Source organism: Nocardioides sp. PD653-B2, assembly GCF_002117935.1.
Classification (GTDB): Bacteria; Actinomycetota; Actinomycetes; order Propionibacteriales; family Nocardioidaceae; genus Nocardioides.
Genome location: NZ_BDJE01000016.1, coordinates 132,940 through 158,890 on the forward strand (window position 1 = coordinate 132,940; position 25,951 = coordinate 158,890).

The 25,951-nt window shown below is 67.6% G+C and carries 28 protein-coding genes; 27 read left to right on the plus strand and 1 reads right to left on the minus strand.

The window, feature by feature from the left end; genetic code table 11:
- The first annotated feature begins 12 nt into the window (after positions 1 to 12).
- The 17 genes from PD653B2_RS07715 (at position 13) to PD653B2_RS07790 (ending at position 14,650) form a co-directional block, all read left to right on the plus strand.
- Positions 13 to 687, plus strand: a complete 675-nt coding sequence (locus tag PD653B2_RS07715) for an SAF domain-containing protein (protein WP_085871749.1) — start codon at positions 13 to 15, stop codon at positions 685 to 687.
- On the plus strand, positions 687 to 1,451 hold the full coding sequence (locus PD653B2_RS07720) for a hypothetical protein (RefSeq protein ID WP_085871750.1): 765 nt from the start codon (positions 687 to 689) through the stop codon (positions 1,449 to 1,451). Before PD653B2_RS07715 ends, PD653B2_RS07720 begins: the two co-directional genes overlap by 1 nt.
- 263 nt (positions 1,452 to 1,714) lie before the next feature.
- Positions 1,715 to 2,920, plus strand: coding sequence for a CpaF family protein (locus PD653B2_RS07725; RefSeq protein WP_242665183.1), 1,206 nt, complete (start codon positions 1,715 to 1,717; stop codon positions 2,918 to 2,920).
- Positions 2,917 to 3,771, plus strand: coding sequence for a type II secretion system F family protein (locus tag PD653B2_RS07730; protein ID WP_085871752.1), 855 nt, complete (start codon positions 2,917 to 2,919; stop codon positions 3,769 to 3,771). Before PD653B2_RS07725 ends, PD653B2_RS07730 begins: the two co-directional genes overlap by 4 nt.
- A complete protein-coding gene (locus PD653B2_RS07735; RefSeq protein WP_085871753.1) occupies positions 3,768 to 4,673 on the plus strand; it encodes a type II secretion system F family protein in 906 nt (301 codons plus the stop codon). Before PD653B2_RS07730 ends, PD653B2_RS07735 begins: the two co-directional genes overlap by 4 nt.
- A gap of 35 nt (positions 4,674 to 4,708) precedes the next feature.
- On the plus strand, positions 4,709 to 4,897 hold the full coding sequence (locus PD653B2_RS07740) for a hypothetical protein (RefSeq protein ID WP_085871754.1): 189 nt from the start codon (positions 4,709 to 4,711) through the stop codon (positions 4,895 to 4,897).
- The gene (locus PD653B2_RS07745; protein WP_085871755.1) at positions 4,866 to 5,279 is read left to right on the plus strand and encodes a TadE/TadG family type IV pilus assembly protein; all 414 of its coding nucleotides are present in this window, start codon (positions 4,866 to 4,868) and stop codon (positions 5,277 to 5,279) included. Before PD653B2_RS07740 ends, PD653B2_RS07745 begins: the two co-directional genes overlap by 32 nt.
- Complete coding sequence (locus PD653B2_RS07750) at positions 5,276 to 5,710, plus strand: TadE/TadG family type IV pilus assembly protein (protein WP_085871756.1); 435 nt, start codon at positions 5,276 to 5,278, stop codon at positions 5,708 to 5,710. Before PD653B2_RS07745 ends, PD653B2_RS07750 begins: the two co-directional genes overlap by 4 nt.
- Entirely contained in the window at positions 5,707 to 6,132 is a 426-nt protein-coding gene (locus tag PD653B2_RS07755; RefSeq protein ID WP_085871757.1) for a TadE/TadG family type IV pilus assembly protein, read from the plus strand. Before PD653B2_RS07750 ends, PD653B2_RS07755 begins: the two co-directional genes overlap by 4 nt.
- On the plus strand, positions 6,129 to 9,239 hold the full coding sequence (locus PD653B2_RS07760; RefSeq protein ID WP_085871758.1) for a LysM peptidoglycan-binding domain-containing protein: 3,111 nt from the start codon (positions 6,129 to 6,131) through the stop codon (positions 9,237 to 9,239). Before PD653B2_RS07755 ends, PD653B2_RS07760 begins: the two co-directional genes overlap by 4 nt.
- A gap of 145 nt (positions 9,240 to 9,384) precedes the next feature.
- Positions 9,385 to 10,281, plus strand: coding sequence for a bifunctional DNA primase/polymerase (locus PD653B2_RS07765; protein WP_085871759.1), 897 nt, complete (start codon positions 9,385 to 9,387; stop codon positions 10,279 to 10,281).
- Positions 10,278 to 10,649 (plus strand): hypothetical protein, encoded by a 372-nt coding sequence (locus PD653B2_RS24590; protein ID WP_133059405.1) that lies wholly within the window; start codon positions 10,278 to 10,280, stop codon positions 10,647 to 10,649. Before PD653B2_RS07765 ends, PD653B2_RS24590 begins: the two co-directional genes overlap by 4 nt.
- Positions 10,646 to 11,512 (plus strand): hypothetical protein, encoded by an 867-nt coding sequence (locus PD653B2_RS07770; RefSeq protein ID WP_085871760.1) that lies wholly within the window; start codon positions 10,646 to 10,648, stop codon positions 11,510 to 11,512. The genes PD653B2_RS24590 and PD653B2_RS07770 overlap by 4 nt, the downstream gene beginning before the upstream one ends.
- Entirely contained in the window at positions 11,505 to 12,497 is a 993-nt protein-coding gene (locus PD653B2_RS07775) for a ParB/RepB/Spo0J family partition protein (protein ID WP_085871761.1), read from the plus strand. Before PD653B2_RS07770 ends, PD653B2_RS07775 begins: the two co-directional genes overlap by 8 nt.
- A 58-nt stretch (positions 12,498 to 12,555) precedes the next feature.
- Entirely contained in the window at positions 12,556 to 13,233 is a 678-nt protein-coding gene (locus PD653B2_RS07780) for a hypothetical protein (RefSeq protein WP_085871762.1), read from the plus strand.
- 3 nt (positions 13,234 to 13,236) lie between these two features.
- A complete protein-coding gene (locus PD653B2_RS07785; RefSeq protein ID WP_085871763.1) occupies positions 13,237 to 14,346 on the plus strand; it encodes a C40 family peptidase in 1,110 nt (369 codons plus the stop codon).
- A gap of 16 nt (positions 14,347 to 14,362) precedes the next feature.
- Complete coding sequence (locus PD653B2_RS07790) at positions 14,363 to 14,650, plus strand: DUF6112 family protein (RefSeq protein WP_085871764.1); 288 nt, start codon at positions 14,363 to 14,365, stop codon at positions 14,648 to 14,650.
- A gap of 80 nt (positions 14,651 to 14,730) precedes the next feature.
- Here PD653B2_RS07790 and PD653B2_RS07795 read toward each other — a convergent pair whose 3' ends face one another.
- On the minus strand, positions 14,731 to 16,014 hold the full coding sequence (locus PD653B2_RS07795; RefSeq protein ID WP_133059020.1) for a hypothetical protein: 1,284 nt from the start codon (positions 16,012 to 16,014) through the stop codon (positions 14,731 to 14,733).
- 93 nt (positions 16,015 to 16,107) lie between these two features.
- Here PD653B2_RS07795 and PD653B2_RS07800 point away from each other — a divergent pair, with 93 nt between their 5' ends.
- From PD653B2_RS07800 to PD653B2_RS07850, 10 genes are all read left to right on the plus strand, one after another.
- On the plus strand, positions 16,108 to 16,422 hold the full coding sequence (locus PD653B2_RS07800; protein WP_085871823.1) for a DUF6112 family protein: 315 nt from the start codon (positions 16,108 to 16,110) through the stop codon (positions 16,420 to 16,422).
- 26 nt (positions 16,423 to 16,448) lie between these two features.
- Positions 16,449 to 17,765, plus strand: coding sequence for a conjugal transfer protein TrbL (locus PD653B2_RS24215; RefSeq protein WP_089503909.1), 1,317 nt, complete (start codon positions 16,449 to 16,451; stop codon positions 17,763 to 17,765).
- Positions 17,762 to 19,225 carry an SCO6880 family protein gene (locus PD653B2_RS07815; RefSeq protein WP_085871768.1) on the plus strand — a complete coding sequence of 488 codons (1,464 nt, stop codon included), beginning with the start codon at positions 17,762 to 17,764 and terminating at the stop codon, positions 19,223 to 19,225. The genes PD653B2_RS24215 and PD653B2_RS07815 overlap by 4 nt, the downstream gene beginning before the upstream one ends.
- Before the next feature lie 42 nt (positions 19,226 to 19,267).
- Complete coding sequence (locus tag PD653B2_RS07820) at positions 19,268 to 19,675, plus strand: hypothetical protein (protein WP_085871769.1); 408 nt, start codon at positions 19,268 to 19,270, stop codon at positions 19,673 to 19,675.
- A gap of 323 nt (positions 19,676 to 19,998) precedes the next feature.
- The gene (locus PD653B2_RS07825; protein WP_345775745.1) at positions 19,999 to 21,201 is read left to right on the plus strand and encodes an ATP-binding protein; all 1,203 of its coding nucleotides are present in this window, start codon (positions 19,999 to 20,001) and stop codon (positions 21,199 to 21,201) included.
- Positions 21,198 to 22,253: a serine/arginine repetitive matrix protein 2 gene (locus PD653B2_RS07830; protein WP_085871771.1), complete on the plus strand. Its 1,056-nt coding sequence runs from the start codon at positions 21,198 to 21,200 to the stop codon at positions 22,251 to 22,253. Before PD653B2_RS07825 ends, PD653B2_RS07830 begins: the two co-directional genes overlap by 4 nt.
- Positions 22,250 to 22,765, plus strand: coding sequence for a hypothetical protein (locus PD653B2_RS07835; protein ID WP_085871772.1), 516 nt, complete (start codon positions 22,250 to 22,252; stop codon positions 22,763 to 22,765). The genes PD653B2_RS07830 and PD653B2_RS07835 overlap by 4 nt, the downstream gene beginning before the upstream one ends.
- Positions 22,762 to 24,525 (plus strand): type IV secretory system conjugative DNA transfer family protein, encoded by a 1,764-nt coding sequence (locus PD653B2_RS07840; RefSeq protein WP_085871773.1) that lies wholly within the window; start codon positions 22,762 to 22,764, stop codon positions 24,523 to 24,525. Before PD653B2_RS07835 ends, PD653B2_RS07840 begins: the two co-directional genes overlap by 4 nt.
- Before the next feature lie 392 nt (positions 24,526 to 24,917).
- On the plus strand, positions 24,918 to 25,346 hold the full coding sequence (locus PD653B2_RS07845) for a single-stranded DNA-binding protein (protein WP_085871774.1): 429 nt from the start codon (positions 24,918 to 24,920) through the stop codon (positions 25,344 to 25,346).
- Between the two features lie 10 nt (positions 25,347 to 25,356).
- Entirely contained in the window at positions 25,357 to 25,947 is a 591-nt protein-coding gene (locus PD653B2_RS07850; protein WP_207559422.1) for a hypothetical protein, read from the plus strand.
- Positions 25,948 to 25,951 lie beyond the last annotated feature (4 nt).

Here is a 25,951-nt window from a genome sequence, read left to right on the forward strand (position 1 = left end):
GAGCAACGGACAATGAGCAAGACGGCCACCCGAGACGACAGGACACTCGACCAGGAGTCGGGTCCCGCCGCCAGTCCGCTTGTGCCGCCGCCGAAACTCCGGCGTCGACCGGCTCTGATCGTCGCCGCGCTCGTGGCGATCTGCCTCGGCGCTCTCTTCGCCGCTTGGGCTTGGACGGCAACTACGAACACCCAGGAGGTCCTCGTCGCGCGGGCCACGATCGAGCGCGGCGCTGTGATCAAGGCCGATGATCTCGCCCGGGTGCGGGTCAGCGCCGACCCGGCACTCCAACCGGTGCCGGCCAGCCAGTTCAACCAGGTGGTCGGTCAACGAGCGGCGTACGACGTTGCTGCGGGCGCGATGCTCACTCCGGAGTCGTTCTCTCAAGGTGTGGTGCCGGACGCCGACAACTCGATCGTCGGGGTCGCACTCACGCCGGCCCAGGCGCCTGGACTGGATCTCGCCACCGGGGATCGAGTGCGCGTCGTCGTAACGCCTCCTGAAGGGGCGGAGATGCCGGAGGGTGTGCCGCAGTTCAGCGAGGCGACGGTCGCCGGCGTGCGCACCTCAAGCGAGACCGGCCAGCTGATCGTCGATCTACTCGTGCCTCACGCCGATGCCGCTGTCCTCGCTGCCCGCGCCGCAACCGGCAACGTCGCCCTCGTCCTGGACTCCCGGGAACGCTGATGGCTGTCATCGCCCTTGCCTCGGCATCCGGTGCGCCCGGGGTCACCACGACGGCGCTCGGACTGTCGTTGCTGTGGCCACGCCCGGTCTTGCTCATCGAGGCCGACCCGACAGGAGGGTCGGGTCTGTTGGCCGGCTACTTCCGTGGCACGCGGGAGTATGAGGCCGGGCTGATCGAGCTCGCGCTCACATCAAGCAGCATCCGCGACGGGCTCGCCGAGGTCTCGCAGCGGATCTCGGGCACGACCGTGTCCTTCGTCGCGGGAACCCGGTCGCACACGCAAGCGCCCGCTCTGCGCGATCTCTGGCTGCCGCTCTCAGAGGAGCTTGCGGACCTGGAGTCGACCGGTCAGGACGTCATCGTCGACGCCGGTCGGCTCGGACTCGTCGGTTCACCGGAACCCCTGCTCGCGCACGCCGACCTGACACTCATCGTGGCGCGGACGAGCTTGCCTGCCCTCTCGGCGGTCCGGTCATGGGCCGATTCGGTGCAGCACGGCACGTTCGACTGGCAACAGGCTGGACTCGTCGTGATCGGGGACGGTCAGCCGTATAGCGCGCGTGAGGTGGGCCGGGTTCTGAACTCGCCCGTGGTAGCAGCCCTACCCGAGGATCCCGAGTCGGCAGCCGTCTTCTCCCGCGGAGCTCAACCACCGAAGCGATTCGAGACCGGCCCACTCGCCCGTGGTCTCCAAGCTGCGATCGCCTCGATCCATTCGGCTGTTTCACGCAGTCGGAGCGAGCTGGAAGGAGTTCGCTCGTGACCAGCGACAGCATCGACGCGACGCCCGACCTCACTCGGCTTCCTCTCTTCACCCAGCCACTGCCCACGATCGGACCACGGGCGAGTTCGACGCCGCGGTTGTTGGGCACGCCAAGGGCGGCTGACGACTCGCCCGTGGTCGGGGTCGACTGGACGCTCGTGGCGTCGCTGCGCGCCCAAGCCTCCGAGCAACTCAGCCAGGCCGTCGCAGCCGACCGGACTCGGCTCGACCGAGCAGCGCAAGAGGAACTCGGCCGCTCAATCGTGCTTGACCTCATCGAATCGGCCGTCGCCGACCGGGTCAACGCTGGCGACCGCGCCTGGCCACTCGGACAGCAGAAGGCACTCGCTCGTGCTGTCTTCGACTCGCTGTTCCGGCTCGGCCGACTCCAGCCACTCGTCGACAACGACGACGTCGAGAACATCATCATCGCCGGCCACGACAACGTGATGCTGGAACTCATCGACGGGTCCCTCGTCGACGGACCATCTGTAGCCGACTCAGACGAGGAGTTGATCGACTTCCTCGTGTTCCTGGCCTCCCGTTCGGAAGTCAACGCTCGCGGCTTCTCCGAGGCCCAGCCCAGGCTTCACCTCCGCCTCGATGGCGGCTCCCGTCTCGCCGCCGCCGCGTGGGTGACGCCCCGGCCGTCGGTGGTCATCCGCCGCCACCGGCTGATGCAGGTCACCCTCGACGACCTCGTCGAGCGACAGATGCTGACGCCAGTCGCCGCTTCGTTCCTCCGGGCCGCGGTTCGGGCTCGCAAGAGCGTCGTCGTCGCCGGCAGCCAGGGTGCAGGAAAGACAACCATGGTTCGTGCCCTCTGTGGGGAGATCGACCCCATGGAGGCGATCGGCACCTTCGAGACCGAATACGAGCTGCACCTCCACGAGCTGAAGCGTCACAAGATCGTCCACCCATGGGAGGCACGCCCGGGTTCCGGCGAGCGCGGACCGGACGGCCGGATGGCCGGCGAGTTCACCCTCGATGACGCACTCGTCGACTCCTTCCGCTTCAACCTCTCCCGGCAGATCGTCGGCGAGGTCCGCGGCAAGGAGATCTGGGCGATGATCAAGGCGATGGAGTCCGGCACCGGTTCCATCTCCACTACCCACGCCTCCGACGCGGTGGGCGCCGTCCGCAAGCTGGTGACGTGCGCGATGGAGGCTGGCCCTCATGTCACCCACGATCTGGCGGCCTCGAAGCTGGCTGCGACGATCGACCTGATCGTGCAGCTCGACCTGCGCACCTCGACGGTGAACGGCGTCTCGCAGCGCCGGCGCAGGGTCGCCGAGATCATTGCCCTCGAACCCGGCGAGCGCGAGACCGGCTACGCGACCACCCACATCTTCGCCCCGGACCGGGACGGCACCGCGGTCCCAGCGGTCCTGCCCGACGAATTCCGGTCGCTCGCGTCGTACGGCTTCGATCTCCCGAGCTACCTGATGCATCAGGAGGTGCGCTCATGATCGCGCTCGTCCCTGCTCTCGCTGGCGCGCTGATCGTCGCTGGCATCATCGGAGTGACCCTCGGACTGCGACCGACGGCGGTCCCGGAGAAGCGCCCCTCCTCTCGTCGGGTGCGGCGATTCCAGAACCTCGACCGCACCACCCGTTTGCTGCTATTCGGTGGACTCGCCGTCGGAGTCATCGCGTGGCTGGTCACCGGGTGGATGCTCGCCCTCATGGCGGTTCCGGCCGCAGCCGTCGGGCTACCGATGCTGCTGTCGGCGGGCTCGGCCGCATCAAGGATTCAGCGGCTGGAAGCGATGGAGGAATGGACCCGCTCCCTCTCCGGCGTACTCACGATCGGAGTCGGGCTGGAGCAGGCATTGGTGGCGACGCTGCGATCCACACCCGCTGCCATTACTCCCGAGGTCACTCGATTGGTGGCACGGCTTCGTGCCCGCTGGGTCACCGAGGACGCACTGCGTGCCTTCGCCGACGAGCTGGACGACTCCACGGGCGACCTCATTGCTGCCAACCTCATCCTCGGTGCGCGCCGTCGCGGCGCTGGTCTGTCGAGCGTGCTCGAAGGGCTCGCCGAGTCCGTGGCTGCCGACGTCCGCGCGCGGCGGCAAGTGGAAGCTGACCGAGCCAAGCCGCGAGCGACCGCACGCTGGGTGACGTTGATCAGCGCAGGCGTGCTTGTGATCCTCGCGATTTCCGGGTCATACGTCGCGCCGTACAAGAGCCCGTTCGGCCAGGTCATCCTCATCAGCCTCCTCTCGGCTTACGTCGCGACGCTGGTCTGGATGAAGCGGATGGCGTTGGGCCGGAACCTGCCGCGGTTCCTTGGCACATCTGGCGGTGCGGCATGACCACCGGACTCCAACTCGCTCTCGGCGCGGGCGCCCTCGTGTCGCTCGGCGTCGTCCTCCTGGTCATGCGGCTCATGCCGGCGGAGCCGGATCTGGCCGAGGCGCTGGGGCGGCTGACACCCACTCGCAGCCGGGCTCACCTGCTCGGCACGGCCTCGGCCACCTCCGGCAAGGAGCGAGCGGGCGTATGGGCTATGAAGACTCTGCCTGCGGCGATGTGGGTGCGTACGCCGACCCGCGAGCTCGCGATCCTCCGCATCCCGTTGGCTCAGTTCTACGGCGACAAGCTGGCCTTCGCCGGGCTCGGCCTGGTGATCCCGCCGCTGCTCGCGTGGTTCTTCGACCTCATCGGCCTGGGGTTGCCGATCGCCGTCCCGCCGCTGGCCTCGCTCGGACTGGCTGCCCTGATGTTCTTCATGCCGAACTACAACGCCGTCGATGACGCGCGGAAGGCCCGGCTCGAGTTCGCCAGAGCGCTCGGCGCGTACATCGACCTCGTCGCTCTGGAGCGGAACAACGGCTCCGGGGTCCGGCAGGCGATGGAGTCGGCGGCCGAAGTGGGCGACTCGTGGGTCTTCAGTCGGCTCGCGGAGGAGTTGACGCGCTCTCGCTGGTCGGGTCTCCCGCCTTGGGACGCGCTGCACACCTTGGCTGACGAGCTCGGCTTGCCTGAGCTCGACGACTTCGCCGACATCATGCGGCTCTCGGGCGAGGAGGGGGCCTCGATCTACACCACACTTCGTGCCCGGTCCGCCGCGATGCGCACGGCGATGCTCAACGACGAGATCGCGGAGGCCAACGCCGTCGGCGAGCGCATGACCATCCCCGGCTCGCTCCTCGGCGTCATCTTCATGGCGCTGCTCGTCGCCCCGTCGCTGCTGCGGATGTTCAGCAACACCTGACCACCGACAGATTAACCAAGGAAAGGAGCCCACCAATGGAACGACTCATCGGAGCGCTGCTCGCGCTCACGTTCGGACTGGAGTCGCGACTCCAGCGCCGTGACGAGCGCGGCTCGGTGACCACCGAGCATGTGCTCTGGGCGGTGGCCGTGATCGCCATCGTCGCAATCGTCGTAGCCGCGGTGAAGACATATGTCACGAACCAGGCCGGCAACATCAAGTAGCCGTCGCCGACAGGACGAACGCGGCTCGGCGACGATCGAGCTGATGATCCTGCTGCCGGCGCTCTTCGCCGTGATGTTCCTCGGGATGCAGGCGGCGCTGTTCTACCACGCCCGTTCCGCGGCAATCGCGGCTGCGCAAGAGGGCGCCCGGGCTGCCGCCGGTGAGCACGGTCACGAGTCGGACGGCGTACAGGCAGCTAACGCATTCATCGAGCAGGCCGGCGGTGACGACGTGCTCCCGGGCGCCACCACAACGGCCAACCGCACGGCCACAACGGTGACCGTGGTCGTCCAAGGGCACTCGCTGAGCGTCATCCCCGGCTGGTCACCCGTCGTCCGCCAAGAAGCCTCCGTTCCCGTCGAGAGGCTGACGACACCATGACTCGCCCGCGGGCGCGCGACGAGCGCGGATCGGCAGCCATCGAGGCTGTCATCGGCGTGCCCGCGTTCCTGCTCTTCGTCGGACTCATCATCTTCGGTGGGCGCACCGCTACGACGCACCAGTCGGTTGAGACTGCCGCGGCTGACGCTGCCCGCTCGGCATCCCTTGAGCGCACGAGCGCATCGGCCAGAACGCAGGCGATCTCAGCGGCAACCACCAGCCTCTCCAACGAAGGCATCCACTGCCTCGACATCGACGTCACCATCGACGCCAGCCAGTTCAGCCGTACGGTCGGCGAGGCCGCGACCGTCTCCGTCACCGTCCAGTGCCGCCTCGACCTGTCAGACCTGTCCATTCCCGGGGTGCCAGGTAGCCGCCTGATCCGAGCGACCAGCACCAGCCCTATTGATACATGGAGGGAACGCGGATGATGCGACGAACTCGCGACGAACGCGGCTCCATCTCACTGTGGATGGTGACCGCCAGCTTCGTGATGATGGTCCTCGTCGGACTCGCCGTCGACCTCGGCGGACAGATCCATGCCAAGCAGCGTGCCCACAACGTCGCCGCCGAGGCCGCCCGCGTCGGCGGTGAACAAGTCGAAGCCGGGCCGGCCATCGAGGGCCGCTACGTGAGTGTCGACACCGCGGCGGCTCGAACCGCCGCCCAGGAGTACCTCGCAGCGGCCGGCGTCACCGGAACCGTGACAGTGACCGGCGGCGACACGGTCCACGTCGAGGTGACCGACACCTACACGCCCAAGTTCCTGAGCTTCATCGGCATCGGCGACCTCACGGTGACCTCCGAAGCCTCCGCCCGCATCGTCCGCAGCCTTGGAGGTATCGAACAGTGACCGCACGCAACCGTGCCGCCGGGCTGGGAGCCACCCTGCTCATCCTCGTGATGGTGGTCGGGACTCCGCTCCTGCTCCTAGCGATCGGAGTGACCCCGTGGACCGAGGACCTCGGCGAGCTCGGCACCCTGCTGACCAGCCCGGACGACGGCACTCTCGCGCTGCTGGTGATCGGCGTCGTTGCATGGGTCGCCTGGGTGGTTCTCGCTCTGTCTCTCCTCGTCGAGATCCTGGCCGCGATCCGCGGCGTCACCGCACCCCGGTTGCCCGGTCTCGCAATTCCGCAAGGTCTGGCAGGGCGGCTCGTCGCGACGGCAGCGCTCTTCTTCGCCGTTGCGCCGGTCGGCGCGCCGGTGTTCGCCCCACAGGTGGCGCACGCAGCGCCGGTGGTCGAGGCACCTCCGATCGCCAACCAGCCGGAGGCGTCTCTCGCTCCTTCTGCGGCTCCGGCGCCGGAAGCCGCGACCCATGAGGAGACGCCCACGGTCGATTACGTCGTGCGTCGAGGCGACAGCCTGTGGAAGATCGCGCAGGAACACCTCGGCGATGGCATGCGCTACCGCGAGATCATCGCGCTGAACGAAGCGGTCCTCCATGGAGAACCCAGCTTCATCGACCCCGGGCTGACTCTGCGCCTCCCCATTGACGCCGCGCCAGTTGTCGACCCGACCGATGAGCCGAACTCGGACAACTCGTACGTCGTGGAGGCTGGTGACACGCTCTGGGACGTCGCAGAGGAGGAACTGGGTGACGGCAAGCGGTACCCGGAGATCTTCGAGGCGTCGCACGACACGGTGCAGGCGGACGGTCAGCACCTAACAGACCCCAACCTGATCCGGCCCGGCTGGGAACTGACGATTCCGGCCGCGCTCGACTCGCCCGTGGTCGAGTCTCCTTCCGTCGAAAACCCGCCGGTACAGACACCGGGCGGGAAGCATCTTGGTCCAGATCCTGTCGAAGATGCTCCGCCGATCGAGCCGCCCGGCAACGCCGACACTGCCGAGCCGGCCGAGCCTCCCGCGGTAGCAGAGCCGAACCAGGTCGACGACGCAGATGGCGCCACGGTGACGTGGCTGCTACCGGGCCTGACAGGAGCCGGAGTTCTTCTCGCCGGCTCGGTGCTGCTCTGCGTGCGCGCGCACCGCCGTACCCAGCAGCGCCACCGTCGCCCCGGCTTCGGCATTGCACCGCCCCCAGCCGAAGTCCGAGCCATCGAGAAGACCGCCACCGTCGCTGGTGCGCCCGCCGCGGAGGTGATCGACCAACTCGACCGCCTGCTCCGTCATCTCGCCGCGGCCATGGACGAGGTGCCCAAGCTCAACGCTGTCGAGGTTGGCACGGAGACGGTCACGCTGCACCTCGCCGAGGCGGCCGACCTCCCGACGCCGTGGACTGGATCGTCGTTCACATGGGCGGCGCACCTGGACTCGCCCGTGGGCGACGAGGACGTCCTCCCGCCGTATCCGCTCCTCGCCAGCGTCGGCCAGGGAGACGACGGGACATTGTGGTTGCTCGACTTCGAGAGGGCTGGATCGACTGCGCTAACCGGCGACGCGGACGTGGCGACGGCACTCGCTCGCCATCTCACAGCTGAACTGGCGCTGAGCCCGTGGACCGTCATCTCGACGGTCGACGCGATTGGTGTTGCTTCTGAGTTGTCGTCGCTGGACCCCGGCCGACTCCGATGCCACGCGCAGGACGACACGGCGTTCCTTGCTCACCTCCAGCGGGATCTGGCCGAAGCTCAGGCTCTCGGGCAAGGCGACCCTGAGCCATTCCACGCCCTGCTCGTGACCGGTCCGCGAACCAGCGAAGTTCGCGCGCTCGCCGAACTCATACGGCACCAGACGTCCAGGTCGGGCTTCGCGGTCGTCGACATCGGAGATGCCGAGCCGGAAGACACGGTGATCGAGTTGACCCACGATGGCCGGCTGCGGGTGCCACATCTCGAACTCGATCTGGCGGCCGCCGGGCTCACGTCCACCGAAGCAACTGCCACCGCGGCGATCGTCGACCTGACCAGGGAGGCAGTCGTGGTGCCGATGCCTCGGGACGAGGGTGCGACTGGTTGGCGGGCCCTCGCGGATCACGCCGGGGCGCTGATCACCGACCTGACCGAAGCACGTCCGCAGGGAGAAGCAGGCGGCACGTCGCTGCTGCCCGAGGCGACACAGCGATACGAAGCCGTGGCACCGACGACGGCTGACGATGTCGAGGTCCTTGCCCCGGTCGTCTCGGCGCAATCCCGACGGATCGTCGAGGAGTCGGACCCACAGCTCGACGACGACCTGGCAGAGTGGCGCAATCCGGAGAGTGCGTTGCCTAAGTTGCAGCTCCTCGGTCCCGTAACCGTCATCGCGCAGGGCGATCCACCGTCGGCGGTTGCAGAGCGGCGGGCCTACTTCAACGAGCTCGTGACGTTCCTGGCCCTCCACCCGACCGGGGTCTCATCGCGGCAGGTCCGTGAGGCATTCGGCATGACCCAGTCCCGAGCGCGAACCGACCTCGGATACATCCGGACATGGTTCGGCACCGACCCACGGACCGGTGAGCTGCACCTGCCAGCAGCTACAACATCTCCGGCTCACCGCGACCGGGGCACTAACGGCTACCAACTGACCGACGTCCTCGTCGACCTCGACCTGTTCCGTCGCCTCCGTGCCCGCGCTCAGGCCCGCGGCACCGACGGGATGGGCGACCTTGTTGCGGCGCTGGAACTCGTCAGCGGCGAGCCGTTCAGCGACCTACGCACTCCTGGCTGGAGCTGGCTGCTCGATGGCGAGCGCGCCCACGAAATCGCGGCGTTCGCCGTGGTCGATGTCGCCCACATCGTCGCCACCGACGCCTTCTCGCGAGGCGACCTCGATCGCGCCCACATGGCGGCCGAGAAGGGCTGTGCGGCTGCACCGTACGACGAGGTCTGCCGCCTCGACCTCGCCAAGGTCGCCGAGGCTGAGGGGCACGACACCCTCGCCGGACAGATCCTCGACGAGCAGGTCTTCAACCGGACCGACGACAACCTTCCGCCGATCGACGTCCCTAAGCGCACAAGGACGGTGGCGGAGAACAACGCCTGGGGCGGCGTGAAGCGCGCCGGCGAGCGCTGATACGGACCGCCCCCGAATTTCTTTCTGCGACGACCACGGGCGCGGCTGACCTGCGAAAACGCTCGCCCGACAACTCGCCCGTGGCCGCCTGAGCGACTCGCCCGTGGGCGAAACTTGGTGCCCCCTGCGGCGCAAAGTCGTGCGCATGAACTCGGCACAACGGCAGCCCCGGTCTTCGCGGTGGAATCCGCGGCTGCCCGTCTCCCTGTCCGACGCCCCAGACCTCGTCACCGCATCCACGATGCTCGCCGGCCGCGACATTCCCGTCTTCCCGTGCACCCCGGGCGGAAAGCAGCCGCTTACGAGCCACGGCTTCCTCGACGCAAGCTCCGATCTCACGACTGTGAGGACCTGGTGGCAGCGCTGGCCCGAAGCCAACATCGGCATCCCCACAGGCGCGACCTCTGGCGTGAACGTCGTCGACATCGACGTACATCCGGGCGGCAACGGGTTCGGGGCGTTTGAGCGGGCAAGATCCGCTGGACTCACTGAGGGTTGGGCATGGCTGGTCCGCACTCCGTCAGGCGGAGTTCACGCGTACTACCTGTGCGGGCGGGCCGACGAGCAACGCTCGTGGCAGGTGCCCGGCCAGCATGTCGACTTTCGTGGGGACGGTGGCTACATCGTCGCGCCGCCGTCGCAGGTCGCCGGAAGGTCTTACGACCTGATCGCGGTTGCCCAACACCGCGCAACCCCCATGGATGCGACTGCCCTCCGCTCCTTCCTGGAACCCCCTCGTCCGACCCGACCGCCGGCCTCGATGCCAGCGATGGGCTCGCGTCCCGACAAGCTCGCAGATTGGGTGGCGTCCCGCCCCGAGGGCGCGCGTAACCACGGACTCTTCTGGGCCGCCTGCCGGATGGTCGAGGACGGACATGCCTTCGACGCGACCGCCGGCCTGCTCGGTGAAGCGGCCCGATCCGCGGGCCTGTCTGACCAAGAGGCGATGGCAACGATCCGGTCGGCGTACCGGATCGCAAGTCGGCTGGGGGCGGCGCGCACCGCGCGCCCTACGACCGCGGCTGAGGCGGTGACGCTGTGAACAACGACGACCACTACGAGCGTCGCGACAACCGGGTTGTGCCCGAGCACGCCGCGACTCAGCCGCAGACCGACCAGGCGGTCTCTGCGCTCGCGCATCATCGGGATCCCTCGGTACCGACCAGGCCGTACGGCCCCGCTCCGAAGGCCGAACGTGGAATCGCCTGGGTACGGCCCAGCGAGCTGCCCACCTTGATCAGCTCGAAGTGGGCTGGTCGAGGAATCGACCTCCAAAGCGAGCTGGTCCGCCGATCACGGCGTGCGCCGGCCAAGGCAGCACGGGCGGGCCACAAGATCAGCCGGACCGCCATCGCTCGACCGGAATCGGCCACCCCGACGGTGTCCACGACGGAGGAGTTGGGGCTATGACCACAGCAATCAACGAGGCCCCGCTGGACTTCACGACGACGGAAGGACTCCGGCTCATGCTCGTCCGTCTCCGATACCGCTCCGACGGGTGGAGCCACGACCCCGAGGCATCCGACCTGATGAGCTACGCGATGGAGAAGTACGGCGCACTGGCTCGCAAGTACGGCTATGAGCCGGTCGAGGCGGCCATCGCGGCATTCGACGCGATGCACACGCGAGCTGTGCGCGTGGCCGACGATCCCTGGGCCGTGGTGACCCGCGCCGTCGAACTCACCCTCGTCTACGACCAGCGCGCCGACGGGCTCCTCTGCTCTAACCAACAGGCACGCCGCGAGGTAGACATCGAACGTCACGACGCCGAGCGGTTCAGCGACCGAGAGGCCGAGTTGGTCGACTTCCATCCAGCATTCGCGATCTCCGCACCGCAGGACGTGCTCGACTTCGGTGACGCGGAGGATGAGGGAGACGAGCCGACCAATGCCTGGGTCGCGGTCGACGATGCCGTCGCCGTGTTCGTTGCGCTCCGCTGGCCCGAGGAGGTGGCACGGACAGCGATCGAGTACATCTGCACCAGGCTGCTGCGTGCAGGCAACCGCCACACCGCGTTCGAAGCACTACGTCGAGATCGCCACGCGCAGGCGATGCTCGACGTGGAGCAACGCGCCTGGCTGGTGTTCCTACGCGTGATCCTCGGCAACCAGCACCCTGATCGCCGCCAGACCTCCGCAGGCCGCGGGATGCTCCTTCGGCTCGTCATCGGCGACGATCCCGAAGCACTGCTAGCGGACAGGTCGCTGGTCGCCGAGATCGCCAGCATCCGTCAGCCGATGCGCTTCGAGGCGAGAGGGCGCCACCATGTCTGAGCACGACGGGCATATCGAGCTCGAACGCCGCATCGACTCGATCGTTGTCGGCAACCGGCACAGGCAGCATCCAGAGGACGACATCGAGCCGTTGATGATGTCGATCCGGAAGCTGGGGCTTCTGCAGCCCGTGACGATCACTCCGGACGGAGTTCTAGTCTGCGGCGCTCGTCGGCTCGAAGCCGTGAAGCGGTTGGGCTGGCGCACCTTGAAGGTATGGGTGCGTTCCGGGATCTCCGACGAGCTGAATGGCTTGCTCGCCCAGAACGACGAGAATGAGCAGCGCAAGCCGCTCACCCCGCTGGAGCAGGCGGCGCTGTTTCGCGAGCTCAAGGAACTGATGCGCGAGGACGGGAAGCGGCGCCAGGAGGCGAGTCGCTTCGGCGTGGACAGCGAATCGGATGAAGCCGACGGTGCCGCCGCGGCGGCGGCACCGCGCGGCCAAGGCGACACTCGCCGCCAGGCAGCCGAGGCAGTGACCGGCAAAGCGTCGTACAACATGCTGGAGCAGATCTCCGCGATCGAGCGAGTGGCAGCCGACCGGGGCCTCCCTGACACCGTGCGGAAGATCGCTCAAGCCGAGCTGGAGAACATCGAACGTGGCGGTGATGTGAAGCCGGCCTACTTCACGGTCCTCGCAGCCAAGGAGCTCATCGCTGTCGATGACACCCCAATGCCCTCCGGCCCGGCGACATCCGAGGAGCTGGAGCAGCTCGCTAGGGAGGCGCAGGAAGGGCTCCGTCAGAACCGTGTCCGCAGCGGAACGAGGAGCAAGCCGAAGAAGACCAGTTCGGCGCACCGAAGCCTCCGAGCTTTCGTCCTGACCTGGGGCGACCTCGACGGCTGGTCGCGGTTCTACAACCCGACCGAGATCGCCTCTCAGATCAAAGCGAACGACTGGGAAATGTTTGAGCGAGTGCTCGCCGAGACCATCACGTTCGCCGACGAGGTCCGCGAGCTGCGGTCCGCACCGATATCGGCCTGACCGGACCGCCCGGCACACCTCTCCGCCATCACTGAGAGAAGAACTGAGGTGGAAGCTGATGCTCTATTCGACCGCTCCCGACGACCTCCGTCGACGCCGCCTCATCGTCGTCGGCATCACGTTTGGCTTGTTGCTGATCTCCGTGGTCGCATACGTCGTCCTGATCCAGCGTTCACCAGTCGCCAGATCCTCCCAGCCGGACGTCGGTCACCGGACAGGCCCAAGGCCCGAGGCCGGGGCGACGCCCCTGAACCAGATCGCACCGTTGCCTGACGTAAGCGATCCCGAGACCTTCGCCCGACAGGTCGCCCAGGCGATCTTCGAGTGGGATACCGCGACGCTCATCACCCGCACAGACCACGTCAAGCAGCTCGGCACGGTCGGCGATCCAACCGGCGAGTCGACTCCCGGCCTCGTCTCGGACCTCGACAACTACCTTCCGACCCCGGACGCCTGGAAGGAGCTCGCGAAATACGAAACCCGTCAGTGGCTCTCCGTCGAAGCGGTCACGACCCCGACCAAATGGCCCGAAGCGGAAGCCCAAGCAGGCGACTCGCTCCTGCCCGGCACGACGGCGTTCACGATCGACGGCGTCCGCCATCGAGCAGGGGTCTGGGAGGACGCGACCGTCTCGTCGGAGCACGACGTGTCCTTCACCGTGTTCGTCGTCTGTGGACCGTCGTATCCCGAGTGCCATCTGCTGCGGCTGTCATTGCCCGACCAGCCGCTGGAGTGATCAATGTCCAAAGCCGTCGTCGCGGGGGTGACCGCCATCTTGTTCGGGCCGGCCACCGTTCTGCTCGGACTGGCTGTGTTGCTCAACCCGGCCGCGCAGGCCCAGTGTCTGCCGTCGGGTCTGGTCGTCGGCCAGACTCCCGCCAGTCTGACAGCCACGAGGAGCGACGGAAACGAGGTCACCCTCGACAAGGCACAGCTCACCCGCGCAGCGACCATCGTCAGCGTGGGCGGAGGAACGAAGGATGTCGGACGCGACGGCATCGTCATTGCCCTCATGGCAGCGCTCACCGAGTCGAGCCTGCGGATGCTCTCCAACACCAGCGCGTACCCCGATTCCGCGAACTACCCGAACGACGGAAACGGCGGTGACCACGACTCCCTCGGACTGTTTCAGATGCGCCCGAGCACGGGGTGGGGCAGCGTCAAGAATCTCATGGACGCCGAGTACCAAGCCCTGGCGTTCTACGGTGGGCCCAACGGATCGAACCACGGTTCGCCTCGCGGACTGCTCGACATCCCCGACTGGAAGCTGCTTCCGAAGGGCGTGGCGGCCCAGGCCGTTGAGGTGTCGGCCTACCCCGACCGGTATGCCGCCTACGAGCCCGTCGCCGTAGCGATCCTCGACGCGATCGCGACCGGCACGTCGAGCGATTCGTGCGGAGACGAGGCTCATGGCCTTGGCGTCCCACTGCCGCCCGGGTTCGCGGGAGCCTTCATTGCCGCCGCCGAATCGCAGACCGGGAAGCCGTACGTCTGGGGCGGCGGCACCTACACCGGACCGTCCGGCATTGGGTCCGACGGCCGCGGGCCTGGCTTCGACTGCTCAGGACTCGTGCTGTACGCCGCGTACCAAGCGTCAGGCGGGAAGCTCCAGCTTCCGCACTACTCAGGGGCGCAACTCGCCTTCGGCCAAACCGTGGCTTGGGACGCCAAACAGCCCGGCGACCTCATCTTCTTCTTCCATGCGGGGGCATCAGCTCCCCATCACGTCGCCATCTACATCGGCGAAGGCAAGATCCTGCAAGCTCCGCACACCGGCGATAACGTGCGCCTCGGGACTGTGTCTGAGTTCGCCGGCGAGACGATGGCGATCCGCCGACTCGGCGGATGAGACCCACCTGTTCGGCATGACGATCCCCGGTCTACTTCCGCTGGTCGGACCTGACTTCGGTGCCGTTGGCGGCTCCAGCCAGCTCCGCGCGATCGTTGGCGCGCTACTGACCTACGGGTTGATCGTCGCCGTCCTGATGGTCGTCATCTGCGCAGCGACCTGGGCCATTGGCTCGGCCCAAGGAAGTTGGCAGACCGCGAGCAAAGCGAAGACTGGACTCTTTGTTGCCGTTGGCGGGGCAGTACTCACCGGCGCTGCGCTCGCCTGGGCCAACTGGTTGCTCGACGTGGGCGCGTCGTTGTGAGCGACGAACAGCTCGCCCGGATGGAATCGCACCGCTTCCTGATGCGCGCCCGGGCGGTCTTGGGAAGCACCACAGTCGCCCTACGCGTTGAGATCTTTGTCGTTTGCCGACCGGGCCACGACGACGCTTGCAACCGATACCGCCACCGCGCCGGCTCCGTACAGGGCCTTCGTTCCAGCCTCCTTGGCCGCCACCTTCAACTGGTCGGGCTTCCCCAGGGCAGCCCGCCAGCCGGCGGATGAGACAGCCTCACGCTCGGTCTCAATACCCAGCGGCGCTTGGAATGCCATGACCGAGTCCCCGACCTTGTTGCTCGACTGAACGATGGCCCGAACGCTGCGCGAGTGAAGCAGGATCTCCAAGTCGGCGTCGCTTGCCGCTTGATCAAGCCTGCGCATCAGACCCACAGTCGTTTGCATGATGCGCCCGCGAAGTCCGTCCCTCGACTCGTTCAACGCGAGGCGGTGACCGTCCAGATCCAGTGGCGCCACCTCCCGAACATGATCGAGTTCGAGGACCGCGGCCTCCTCGTGCAACTGGAAGCAGCGAGCGAGAACGGACAACCAGACGTCCACCTCACTGGCGATCTCTGGCGCGTGCTTCGCCAGCTCCCGAACCTTCGCGGCAGATCCTGCCTTCGACGCCAGCGCATCCAGGGCACGAAGGGCATTCGATTCGATCTCCGCGATGTCCGCAGTGAGATGCTGAACCTTCGACCACGACGGCGCGGAGACATGTCCCGTCTTCTCGCGGATGCTCATGGCTTCGCTGATCGCAAACGAGACGCCGTCCAGCTTCGCCAGGACCCCGTCCCGTTGAGTCCTTCGTACGTCATCAAGCTTCCCGTCGATGACGGTGAGGAGCTCCGTGATCTCACGGACCTCGTGCTTCCGCTCAAGCTGAGCCATCGCGCCTGCGGCGTTCGAGAGGAGGGAAGCAAGTCCGGAGAGAGCCTCCGGGTTAGTGGCGGCGGAAGCCATCGGCCCGGTTTCGGTAGCAAGCCATTTGCTGATGTCGCCGGGCTTCCCTGCCATCAACCAACGCACACCAGGCGTCTTTGTGTCCATGAGGCCGTGCTGTTTGGCGTCCTCCGCTGACTCCACGGTCAGTTTCACCCATCGGCCCGAGTTGGCGACTGCCTCGGCGGCCGAGTGGGCCGCTTCAGCGCCGAACGTAAGCACTGGACGAAGCCAACTGAGGTCGAGGCTCGTCGATGCCTCCCATAGACCCTTTCGGCGGAGGTACTGCTCCACAGCCTGTGGGTTCCCGACTACAGCAAGACCATCTCCGTCGCTGATTACGACGTGCTCGCCGCCTTCAACGGGAACCAGTTCGCCGTCGTCAGGCTGCTCGTCGTCGTCCATGCCCCACATTGTTCCGTAAACCTCCGACACTCGTGGCGGCACTGCCCGAACACCTGAGCGAGTGAACCGTCCACTCACTCAGGAGGAATCGTGATCAACCTCGGTCTACCCGCAGCCGTCTTTTCGCTCTTGCAGCAGGACATCAACATCGGCCCGAACTCCAACGGGCTGCCGGGCATCAGCCAACTCAAGAACATCGTCGGCGCGACGATGACCGTCGGCCTCGTTCTCGCCGTACTCGCCCTGATCGTCTCGGCGGTCGTGTGGGCACTCGGCGCGAACTCGTCGAACCCGCACCTGGCTGGTCGCGGCAAGTTCGGCGTCCTCGTCGGACTCGGGGCAGCGATCATCACCGGCGCCTCGGTCGCCCTCGTCAACTTCTTCTGGAACGTCGGCCAGTCGGTCTGACCCGCCACTAGGGAGAGGACAAGCCAATGGTCGACGTGTGCGACGTACCAGTCATCTCCGGAGTCTGCGATGTCGCAGGCGACGCCGCTGGCGCGCTGGTCTCAGCGCCGTTCGACTGGCTCGCCCAGAGCATGGGGCACGCGGCCGGCTGGATGTTCGAAGCTGTCTGGAACGTCTTCGACTCGACCACCATGGTCGACGTCACCAGCAGCCAGTACACGAAGGTCTACAACATCCTCTTCGGCGTCGCCGTGTTCGTGATGCTCGGCTTCTTCATGCTCCAGGTCATTGGAGGAATGATCAGGCGCGAGCCCGCGGCCTTGTCACGGGCAGCCCTCGGCCTCGCGAAGTCGATCCTCGGATCCTTCGTCGCACTCACGCTCCTGGCGACCGCGCTGGAGATCACCGACCAGCTCTGTATCGGCATCGTCCACGCCGCCGGAACCAACATGGAGCAGATGGGCGATCGAATCGCGCTCCTCGCCTCTGGTTTGCTCACCCTCAACATCGCGGCACCGGGCGCTGGCGCGATCGTCACGATCTTCGTCGCCGGCCTCGCCATCGGCGCGGCCGTGATCGTTTGGATCAGTCTCCTCATCCGCAAGGCGCTGCTACTGCTTGCGATCGTGTTCGCGCCCATCGCGCTCGCGGGGTCCGGTTGGGACCACACCCGCGCTTGGGTGAGCAAGTGGGCGTCGTTCGTGATCGCGCTGATCGTGTCGAAGGTCGTCCTGGTCGTGATCTTCCTGCTCGCCACGGCCCAGGTTTCAGCCCCCATCGATGGCGATCTCCAGTCCGTCAGTGACCCAATCGCGGGGGTCGTACTCATGCTCATCGCCGGCTTCGCGCCGTACCTGACATACAAGGCGATCAGCTTCATGGGCTTCGACATGTACCACGCGATGTCCGCCGAGCAAGAGGCGAAGTCCGCTCTCAACCGGCCGTTGCCCATCCCGATGAGCCGTCGCCCCAGCGCCGAGCCGAGCAAGATCCTCGACGGCGGGACCCGCGGTGGCGGGAGTGGTGCCTCAGGTGGGGGCTCCCCGACCCCAGCGGTTCCCTCATCGGGTTCCCCTCCCGCGGGTAGCGAGTCGGCCGGTGCCGCCACAGGCGGCGGGACCGCTGCCGCTGGAGGCGCGGCTGCGGGTGGTGTTGCGGCCGGTCTCGTCGTGGCGAAAGAGGCGGCCACCGCAGGAGTCGGCATGGGTCGCTCCGTGGGAGCGACGGCCTCAGAGCAGGCAGACGCAGCAAACCAAGCGCCGCCCACGTCCGGCGGCCCAATGCCACCCCATGTGGCCGACTCGATCCCGGCGCCTAGAACCGGCGGAAAGGCTGAGCGATGACCCACCAAGGGGCCGTGCGCGACTATGAACTCGCGCCGGTGAAGTTCTCCCGGCTGGCCCGGCGCGGAGTCCTCCTCGGGCTCTCAGGAGCGCAGCTGATCGTGGTTGGCGCCGGGGCGATCACCCTGGTCTTCGCGCTGTACTTCGGCGGCGCCGCCTCGCTTGTCTATGTCGTCCCGATCCTGACTGTTTGTGCCGCGCTCACCTGGGTCGGCGTCGGTGGCCGCAAGCTCGTGGAGTGGATGCCGGTGGTGAGTCGATGGCTGTGGCGGTCGCTCGGCGGCCAGTTGCTGTTCCAGCGCCGCATCGCCAAGCCGCGCCCCGCTGGAACGCTCTCTCTTCCTGGAGACGCGGCGAGGTTGCGCCAGTGGGTCGACCCCGAGACAGGCGCCGTCATGGTGCATGACCCGCATCAGGCGACGCTCACGGCGATCGTCGGCGTTACGCACCCGGCGTTCATCCTGCTCGACCCGGTCGAGCAGCAGCGCCGTGTGACGAGTTGGGGTCGGGTATTGGCCACGACCTGCCGATCCGGCCGCATCGCCTCCCTACAGGTGATGGAGCGGACCCTGCCGGACTCTGGAAAGGGCCTCGCAGAGTGGTGGTCCCAGCACGGACGCCAGAACGACTCCTGGACCTCCACGACGTACGCCGAGCTGATCGATCGCGCTGGGCCCGCCGGAGAACGCCATGCGAGCACCGTCTCGATCTCACTCGACCTGAAGACCGCCGGTCGCGCAATCCGCGCCGCCGGCGGAGGCAACCGCGGTGCCGCCGCGGTACTCCGCCAAGAGATGTCCACGATGACCGCAGCTCTCCGGGCAGCCGACCTCGCGCCCTCGGGGTGGCTGGAGCCCGGTGACCTCGCACTGATTCTGCGCTCGGCCTACGACCCTGTCGTGGCCGGCGCTCTGGAACGCCACGGCGACCTTGGGCGCGATCTGGCCACGGCGGGCCCGGTGGCGGTTACGGAAAGCTGGGCGAGCGTGCGCAGCGACTCCGCGTACCACTGCGTCCTTTGGATCAGCGAGTGGCCCCGGTCGCTCGTGTACCCAGGCTTCCTCGCACCGGTGCTCTTGTCGTCAGGGGTACGACGGACGTTCACGCTGCTCTACACGCCGATGCGCACCGACCAAGCCGCACGCAACATCCGCAAGAAGAAGACCGAGTACATCTCGGACGCCGCCCAACGTCAGCGCATCGGGCAGATCGAGGACGCCCAGCAGTCAGCGGAGTACAACGACGTCCTTCAGCAGGAGGCCGACCTCACCGCCGGCCACGGCATTCTCCGGAACACCGGCTTGATCGCGGTGAGCGCCCAAGACCCAGACGAGCTTGAGCGTGCCGTCGCCGATATCGAGCAGGCAGCGATCCAAGCCTCGTGCGAAACCCGCCGCCTCTGGGGGCAGCAGGCACAGGCGTTCTCGGCTGCCGCTCTGCCTCTTTGCCGCACGGTGTGACCCGCGCACCTGCGTCTCGAACAGGTCGAGAAGGAGACACCGATGCCCACATTCGAGAACCCGGCGGCCGACGCCGATGAAGTCCAGACAGCGCTTCGCGCGCTCGCGCACGCGACCCGTTCCATCGACGACCCGCGCCAGATCTATTCGGTTCTCGGGTCGCTCACGTCCGCCGTGGCGTCACTGAGCCAGTCGCTCCATCAGCTCGCGACCTTCCATGACAACGCGGCGATGAAGGGTGTCTGGGTCGCGGGTGACTCCCGGGCCGGACGCGCGGCGACGTTCCACGTGTCATGGGAACTCCACCGGGCCGGCGAGATCCTCCATCAGGTGTCGGACTCGATCGCCAGCGCCCACAACGCTGAGTCGCGGATCACCTACACCCACCGCGACTTCCCGGGGTTCGCTGAGGCAACCAACCGGTCAGCTCACAACGGGCTCCAGTTGTGAACGGTTGGAAGGACGGCCGGCTGCACAGTGCAGTCCTTGTCTCCCCGCGACGCGAGCGCCGACGGGACCGCCGTACGCGTCGGGCCGCGGCGAGCGCACTGCTCGCGGACGACCGCGACGGCCGGAAGGCAGCAGCCAAGGCGAAGGCCGACGAACTGGCGGCCGAGCGTCGCGCGACCACTGTGTTGCCCAAGGCAGGCGAGCCCGGCCCGGCGGCTCTCCGCACACCGGGGCGACTGCGGCTCCCGCGGCATCAGGACACTTCTGCCACGCTCGCGGGCGCGTATCCGTTCCTGGCTGAGGGCGGACTCGGTAGCGAAGGCGTGTTTGTCGGCCAGGACCTCTACTCGGGCAGCTCCTTCGTCTACGACCCGTGGGTGCTGTACGCCCGCGGCCTAATCACGGCGCCGAATCTCGTCCTTGCTGGAATCGTGGGCGCCGGCAAGTCAGCGTTGGCGAAGAGCCTGTACACACGCTCGATCCCGTTCGGCCGCCGCGTGTACGTCCCCGGCGACCCGAAGGGCGAGCACACAGCGGTCGCTGAGGCCGTGGGCGGCAAGGCGATCGCTCTCGGACACGGGATGGCCAACAGGCTCAACCCGCTCGACGAGGGCCACCGACCCAACGGGCTCGACGACCTCCAGTGGGCAGCGCAAGTGACGGCTCGACGTCGAGAGCTCGTCGGCGCACTCGCGGAGACAGTGCTCGACCGGCGACTCACTCCGCTGGAGCACACGGCGGTCGATGTCGCCCTCGCCGACACCGTCCGCTCGTCCGAAGTCCCCGTCCTGCCGATGGTCGTTGACCGGCTCCTCGCCCCCGATCCGACCAGAGACACTGATGGCCGCCTCGCCGAGGACGGCCGCCTCGCGGGACACGCCCTGCGACGTCTCGTGGCGGGTGACCTGGCGGGTCTCTTCGACGGACCGTCAACCGTGCGGTTCGACCCGACCTTGCCGATGGTGTCGCTCGACCTGTCGCGTGTGACGGAGAACGCCACGCTGATCTCGGTGCTGATGACCTGCGCTTCGGCCTGGATGGAGTCCGCGCTGCTCGATCCGAGCGGGGGCCAGCGATGGGTCGTGTACGACGAGGCGTGGCGACTCATGTCGCACCCCGCCCTGCTGCGACGCATGGACGCCCACTGGCGCCTCGCCCGGCACTACGGGATCGCGAACATGCTGATCTTCCACAAGCTCTCCGACCTCGACAACGTCGGCGACCAGGGCTCTGCAATGCGCGCCCTCGCCTCATCCCTGCTCGCCAACGCCGAGACCCGCGTCGTGTACCGGCAGGAGTCCGACCAGCTCGGGTCAACCGCTGCCGCCCTGGGACTCACCGGCACCGAGCAGTCGCTGTTGCCCACGCTCGGCACCGGCCAGGGGCTGTGGCGGATCAAGCACAGGTCGTTCGTTGTCCAGCATCAGCTGCACCCAGCTGAGCTGGACCTCTTTGAAACCGGTGCGCGCGCGAGGGGTGCGGCTCCGGCTGCACACCTGACCTCCGAGACAGGAGGCATCCGATGAGAGTCCAGACCCGCGATCTCGCGGCCCGCGAGGAGAAGCTCGAGGCCCTACAACAGAAGCTGACGGAGTCGGTTGGCGCTCTGGTCACCGGCGACGACTGGAAGCGCGCACTGGAGTTCGCGGCGAAGTTCCGCTCGCGGTCGTTCAACAATACGTTGCTGATCTACGTCCAACATTACGCCGCGTTCCAGCAGGGCCGCGTGCCGGAGCCGATGCCGACGTACGTCGCCGGCTTCCGCCAGTGGATGAGCCTCAACCGCGCCGTAATGAAGGGACAGTCCGGGTACGCGATTCTCGCCCCGGTCACCGCCAGATTCGCGTCACCGAATCCCGCGGACTCGGACTCCTGGCACCGACTTGGCCGCGGCGAGAAGCCCGGCTTCGGAGAGGCCGTCCGTTCGAAGCTGATCGGTCTGAAGCCGGCCTACGTCTGGGATATCTCGCAGACCGACGGCGAGCCCATCCCCGAGCCACCTCGCCCAGCGCTGCTCCAGGGTCGGGCACCCGATGGCCTGTGGGACGGACTCGCGGACCAGATCACTGCGCACGGCTTTGGGCTGAGGCTGGTGTCGAACGCGAAGTCGATCGGTGGCGCGAACGGGCTGACCGACTACATGACTCGCGAGGTGTCGGTGCGGATGGATATGGACGATGCCGCCCAGGTGAAGACCCTCGCCCACGAACTCGGCCACGTCATGCTCCACGGGCCCGACAACGCCGACGCCGCCCTGCACCGCGGAATCGCGGAGGTTGAGGCCGAGTCCGTTGCCCTCATGGTCGGCGCAGCCCACGGTCTTGCAACCGACGACTACACGATTCCGTACGTCGCCTCATGGGCGAGCAGCGTTCCCGGCAAGACGCCCGTGGAGGTCGTCCAGTCGACCGCCGAACGCGTGCGCGGCGCCGCGGTCACGATCCTCGACAAGCTCGGCACCCCGAAAGTCGGAGACGGCAACCCGCCGGGGCTCGACCGGGAGGCGCTTGCAGCGGGTCGCACCACCGCACCTGTGCAGACGGCTGCCCAGCGACAAGTGGAGCCGGTCGGACTATGAGCATGCTCAACCCTGCCGCGCCCTATCGCCGGGACGATCGCTCGACTCTGCGGGTGCCAGTCGTGATGCCGTTGGTCGAGGTCTTCGTCGACGCAGACGGACTTCTGACCGTCACACTCGATCGAGAGCCCTACTCGGCAGACGGGGCCCTGCGACGCGAGGACCTACGGCGCACCCTTGTCGATATTGCCTCCGACCTTGCGACGCCGATCCGAGTCGAGGTGCGTGAGGCAGACGACTCCACCTTCACCGACATCATCACCCCCAAGCAACGCGATGCTGAGCCAGCGCCCGCCGCCCGTCGCGTGCTCGCCTCTCCATTCGGCATCTCTGGCGATGGGTTCACGGCCGGCGAGGAGGTGGAGGTCTGCGTCGTCGTCGCGCGGCAGGTGGCTGCGGAGGACGGCAGCACGCAGCTGCGCCTGCCACCTGCTTTGCTTGCCTGCCACCCGGACGTCGTCCTCGTTGGTCGAACCTCGGGTGCGGTCGCGCTCAGTGGCGGTGCGGCGTGAATCCGCGCGGACAGGGCGTGGACGAAGACCTGGTCAACCTGGGGCTCATTGTCATCGCCGCTGTCGGGTTCATCGCCGCGGTCCTGCGACTGGCCGGGTCGGCGGCGGCATGGCTGTTCGGGGCGTCCCAGCCGAGCGGCGGCTGGGACGCCGGATTCCGTGTGCTGAGCCACCCGGGCGACCCTGCATCCTCCCTCGGCAGCGCGGGTCTCTCACCATGGGCCTACTGGTTGGTGCTGATTCTGATGGTCGCCGTGGCCGTCGCCCTCGCACTCGTGGTGTGGCGCCGCATCGGATCCGTGAAACACAAGACTTCGCACGACCCGCGTCGCCTAGCTGGAGTCGCCACCGGGCGCGACGTACGAGCCGTCGCCTCCCGCCGAGCACTCCTGTCACGCGGCAGGACGCTCCGCCCATCGATGGTTGACCCGACGCCCACCGACGTCGGCTACCTACTGGGCCGCTCACATGGCCAAGGGGTGTGGGCGTCGGTCGAGGACTCGATCCTGCTGCTCGGCCCACCCCGCTCAGGGAAGGGCCTGCACGTCGTGATCAACGCGATCCTCGACGCGCCTGGGGCGGTGATCACCACCGCGACGCGACCCGACAACATCGCCGCGACGCTCACTGCGCGGCAGGCACGCGGCCCAGTCGCTGTCTTCGATCCGCAACGCCTCGCCGACGGGTTGCCTGCTGGGCTTCGCTGGTCGCCCGTCCGAGGATGCGAGGACCCACTCACGGCGATGATCCGCGCAACAGGTCTCGCCTCCGCCACCGGGCTCTCGACCGGAGGCGTCGAGTCAGGCGGCTTCTGGGAGGGCAAGACCCGCACCGCGCTTCAAGCCCTGCTGCACGCGGCGGCACTCGACAACCGGACGCCGCGCGAACTGTTCGGCTGGACACTCTCGCCCTCGGCCGCGGCAGACGCGGTTGCCATTCTGTCGAGCAACCCGAAAGCCGCGCCGGGTTGGGCCGACTCGTTGGATTCGATGATCCATTCAGATCCACGCACCCGAGACTCGATCTGGATGGGCGTCTCCCTAGCTCTCTCATGCCTTGCCGATCCGCGAGTCCTCGACGCCGTCTCCCCGAAGCCAGGCGAGCACTTCGACCCGGTCGACTTCCTCACGAACAACGGCACCCTCTACCTGCTCGCTACCGGCGCAGGCGCGGGCGCCTCATGGTCCCTGGTCGCCGCGCTCATCGAGGATCTCGTCGAGACTGCACGCCACTTGGCCGCAACTTCGCCCGGCGCGCGGCTCGACCCGCCGCTCCTGCTCGCGCTGGATGAGATTGGCAATCTCTCGCCCCTGCCTTCGCTGCCGGTCCTCATGGCCGAAGGCGGCGGTACCGGGATCACGACGATGCCGGTCTTGCAGTCGCTGTCGCAGGCCCGCGACAAGTGGGGCGACCACGCGGCCGGCGCGATCTGGGACGCCTCCATCGTCAAGGTCATCCTTGGAGGCACGTCCTCGGCACGGGACCTCCAGGACCTGTCCGCTCTCATAGGCGAGCGCGACGAACGCACCGACACGATCTCGGTCGGCGACTACGGGTCGCGGTCGCTACAGCGATCCATGCGCCGTGTGCCGGTGATGCCACCCGAGACGATCCGGACGCTGCCGTTCGGCACTGCGCTCGTCCTGCTGCGCAGTGCGCCACCGCTGGTCACGGATCTCCGACCTTGGACGAGCCGCAGTGACGCCCGGCAGCTTGGCGAGCAGCGCACCGCTGTCGAGGCCGAACTCCGGCGGAGGTAGCCACACCGACCTGGGCCGTGGCCTTCACCAGCCGCGTCCCTTCTGGCTCGTGACGTGCCAACAACCGGGGTGGTTCTCGAAGCAGGGGTGAATCGATTGGACCGACTGGCCCGACGCGCGCAACTTCCTGAGGACTCGTCGCGCGAGCCAGCGGTTCGGATACGGGACCTTGGTGCACATGGCGCCTCCACGGATCTGACTGAGTGGAGTGACGCCTCGCCTCTATCGACGAACGGCACATCGGCGGTCTGCGCTAATGCGCCCGGCTCACCCGCATTCCAAGGTCCACGGAGCCGGAGGGACCCTTCGAGGCTAACAGCGCGGGCCGGACCGCGCACCTGACTCCTGAGAGCGGTCGCCACCCGAGGCACCGCGCGACATCAGGAGTCAGCATGACGATTCCCATCCAGATGAGCCTGCACGGGTTCATCGCCACCGCGCCGCAGCTCAACTTCACCGGCAACGGCGCGGCGCGCTTCTACGCCCGGGTCGGCGTGGAGCACTACCGCAAGGAAACGGACGGCAGCTTCACGAAGCTGGACTCGACCTTCCACGACATGGTCGCCTACGCCAAGACGGCCGAGCGCGCGTACGCAAAGTTCAAGGTCGGCGACAACTTCGTCGCGTCGGGCTACATCAGCGAGTACGAGGTCGATCGCGACGGCCAGGCCGAGTCGCGCGAGGAGTTCGTCGCCCGGCGGATCGGGCACGACCTTGCCCGCACGAAGTACGAGGTCGACCGAGCGCCGTCGCGTCAGTTCGACCCGCCCAACGCCGACCTGCCGGTGGCCAAGGAGCCGTCCAAGGTCGTCGGTCTCTGAGGGCCGTGCGATGACCACCGACGTCGAGGAGGCCCAACTGTCGTTCATGGAGCCTGACGACTACGTCGTCGGTGGCGACCACCCGAGCGGCAGCCCCGATCGTCCCGGGGCTGACGGCTCGGTCGACGAGCCACCACGCCCGATCAACTGGAACCTCCTGACCGCCGACGAGGCCGAGGCCGAGTGGCTCGACCTCAACGCATGGGTGAACTGGCTGCGGGCGACGTACGGGCTACCCCCGACGGTGGTCCCGCCGTATTGGCACCGGCACGACGAACTGGTCTGGGAGCTCTCGGCCCTGCACACGCACTGGCTCAACGCCTACGACCAGGAGGGCAGCCCCTCTGCCCCGTTGGCGTGGCACCGCGACTTCGCCGATGCCCGCAACCGGCTGCGCGAGTGGGTCTCAACGTCGGGCACGAAGCTCGACCGCGACCGGCCAACACGGCTCACGACATGGCCCGGCGAGGAGCCGGCCGAGTCCGGCAGCGAGACCGCGATCGAAGACCGGGACGCCGACTTCATCGCCTACGTCCTCGAAGACGTCGCGGCTCGACGTCGCATCGAAGAACGCGCCCGGCTCCTCGTCCGAGCGTCCTAACCCT